The organism is Parasediminibacterium sp. HNIBRBA5674 (genome assembly GCF_056745525.1).
Genome location: NZ_JBQWIE010000077.1, coordinates 1 through 2,881, shown reverse-complemented (window position 1 = coordinate 2,881; position 2,881 = coordinate 1). Strand labels below are relative to the sequence as shown.

The following is a 2,881-nucleotide window of genomic DNA, read 5'->3' as shown; positions in this document are numbered from 1 at the left end:
GCCCTCTTTAGAAATATTATCACTTACCCAATACCAATAAACCCAAGGTTTTAATGTGTCCTGTGGGTTCGCAAATGAATTTGCAAAAGCATCGTTCGAAAGACTTATTGATGATTCATTTGAAGACACATTTTGCTTACTAGAACTACAACCCCAATAAATTACAATGGTTGTAGCTAAAATTACTAATCCGATATATTTTTTTGTATTTGTTATCATTCGGCAAGTCGTTAAATTTTTTATCTAAGAAAAAGGTTTATGGCAAAAGAAATAATGTCATTGATTTTGGTCCGTGCGCCCCTAATACAAGCGATTGTTCAATATCGGCGGTTTTAGATGGGCCGGCTATAAATACGCCAAAACCATAATTATCATTGCCAATGATTTCATAGGCCTGATGCATATTTTGAACAATATTCGTAGCAGAGATGATGATTACTAATTGTTGGCAAATAAACGGTATAACTCTTACTTCAATATTTTTATCAGTAATCCATACAGCGCTATTTTCTTCAACACCAAACTGACCGACTAAAATGGCAACATCTGTATTCTGTAAACTGTGGGCATCTTGATTAACAATAATTTCTGCAACATCTACAAATAATGGAGAGTTTGTAATGATACGTTTAGCATCGGTAAAGGAATTCTGTAATATTTGTTTTACTTCTAAAATATTATCTACTTTAAAAACATCGCCACCTATTTTCTGCAATACCTCAATAAATTTTTCAGGATTACCAGTTTGGTGCTTATTAAATTTTGCAATATCAGGCAGTGGCAACTGTTGCGGTTGCGCTTTTTCTACAGCGGCTAAAATAGAGGCTCTACTACTCATAAAATTACATTGCGTTTTTTTTATACCATTCAGAAAATGACGCTTTCGGTGGTTCTGGCATTTCACGTTGTTTATACCAAGGGTTTAATTTATTGCTTACTAACCAAGGGATATTTCGCATCAACCAACGGCCTACCGTTCCAGAAAATTTGAAAATTTTTGGGCTAGATAATACCATGTTCATCATTCTCATACTAGCACTCTTAGCACTCCCTGCATAACCCTCTTTTGTAATTACTTGGCGCCATTTATACAACTGATCATGTATATCTATTTTAACAGGGCAGACATTACTACAACTACCACAAAGTGTAGACGCAAAAGGCAGGTCTGCATTTTTCTTCATGTCTAAATTAGGGGCAAGAATAGCCCCAATAGGCCCTGTAATTGCATAATGATAACTGTGCCCACCACTACGCCTATAAACTGGGCAAGTATTCATACAAGCACCACAACGAATACATTTTAATGAGTTTCTAAAATCTGGCTTTGCAAGTTGTTTGGTTCTACCATTGTCAACCAGTACAATATGCATTCGCTGAGCGTTATTTGGCCTACTAAAATGGCTTGAATAAGTAGTAATAGGCTGCCCAGTGGCACTTCTGGCAAGTAATCGTAAAAACACACCTAAATGTGCTCTTTGAGGAATAATTTTTTCAATACCCATGCAGGCAATATGTACATCAGCTAAATGTGCGCCCATATCAGCATTACCTTCATTGGTGCAAACAACAAATTCCCCCGTTTCTGCTACTGCAAAATTTACGCCTGTAATCGCAGCTTTACGCGTAATAAATTTTTCTCGCAAATGTTCTCTTGCCGCCGCAGTTAAAAATACAGGATCTGCATTGCCCTTAGGGGTGCCTAAGTGCTGGTGAAACAACTCACCTATTTCTTCTTTCTTTTTGTGAATACATGGCAGTACTATGTGGCTAGGTGCTTCTTCTGCCAATTGCACAATGCGTTCGCCTAAGTCTGTATCAATAACTTCTATACCAACCTTGGCAAGATGCGTATTTAAATCGCATTCTTCGGTTAGCATCGATTTGCTTTTTACTATTCGCGTTATCTGTTCTTGCTCTAAAATTTTCTGAACAATGGTGTTGTGTTCATTAGCATCTTTTGCCCAATGTACGGTTATGCCGTTTGCGGTTGCATTTGCCTCAAATTGCACTAAATAATCGTGCAAATTAGATAGTACTGCATTTTTTATTTGCGAAGCGGCTTCTCGCAATTGCTCCCATTCGTCAATTTGCCAAGCGGCTTTATCCCTTTTTTCTCTAATAAACCAAAGTGTTTTGTCGTGCCAATTTACCCTTTCTTCATCTTTATTAAAATCTTCCGATAGATCTGGGTGGGTACCTGTTTTTTGGTGCATAATTACATTTTTCCTCTTTTCACTTCAATATAGATATGACTATAACAACCAATAGATATTGCAAAATTCATTTTTCTACTTTGGCAATTGTGAATTGTTAACAATCATTAAAATCCTGTTTTGTAAAAGTATTATCAGATTACTTTGAAGCCATCCTGATGTGTTATGAAAGCTTATGAGATTAATTTTTCTAAAAATCATTTCCCTTTCGGTCCATCATAATCGTAGGTAAACCAGTCTACATCTACAAACCCTTTTTCTACCGCATTTTTGGTATAAAAGCCTACCATATTTGGTGTAAAGCCCCAAAAAGATAATTGACTTTGATTGCCCATTTGGCTATACTTTTTTCCATCTAAACTGTAAAAAAAAGTAGCTAGCCCATTTTCTATTCTTGCTTGCAGCCACACATCATTTTGATTAAGTACCTCACCTTTTATAACAATTATTGCAGCTATACTACTGGTATCGGCCTTGTAAAATAGTTGCTTGTTGCCAGCAACATCTTTTTTAACACCAATGACATAATTACTACCTGCCGACACATGTAAACCAGCTTCTTGACCAGCAGCCATACCACTCACATCGAACTTGGTAGTCATTACATTTTTATAACGCCCCATGGTGCGCTGTGCCAATAAGTTTGGCACTAGTTTTATGCTTTC

The 2,881-nt window shown here is 36.7% G+C and carries 4 protein-coding genes; all 4 read right to left on the bottom strand.

Annotation, left to right across the window (positions count from 1 at the left end; translation table 11 throughout):
* Nucleotides 1-219: hypothetical protein (locus ACT9TX_RS18265; RefSeq protein ID WP_481340521.1), on the bottom strand; the 219-nt coding region annotated here is incomplete at its 3' end.
* A gap of 37 nt (nucleotides 220-256) precedes the next feature.
* The gene (locus ACT9TX_RS18260) at nucleotides 257-838 is read right to left on the bottom strand and encodes a LutC/YkgG family protein (protein ID WP_481340519.1); all 582 of its coding nucleotides are present in this window, start codon (nucleotides 836-838) and stop codon (nucleotides 257-259) included.
* Between the two features lie 4 nt (nucleotides 839-842).
* Complete coding sequence (locus tag ACT9TX_RS18255) at nucleotides 843-2,216, bottom strand: lactate utilization protein B (RefSeq protein WP_481340517.1); 1,374 nt, start codon at nucleotides 2,214-2,216, stop codon at nucleotides 843-845.
* Nucleotides 2,217-2,413: 197 nt separating this feature from the next.
* On the bottom strand, nucleotides 2,414-2,881 hold a 468-nt coding region (locus ACT9TX_RS18250; protein WP_481340515.1), incomplete at its 5' end, for a beta-xylosidase family glycoside hydrolase.

What these genes read in the sequence shown, in the direction of transcription:
- ACT9TX_RS18260 (WP_481340519.1), bottom strand. Translation starts at nt 838, where the DNA reads ATGAGTAGTAGAGCCTCTATTTTAGCCGCTGTAGAAAAAGCGCAACCG.
- ACT9TX_RS18255 (WP_481340517.1), bottom strand. Translation starts at nt 2,216, where the DNA reads ATGCACCAAAAAACAGGTACCCACCCAGATCTATCGGAAGATTTTAAT.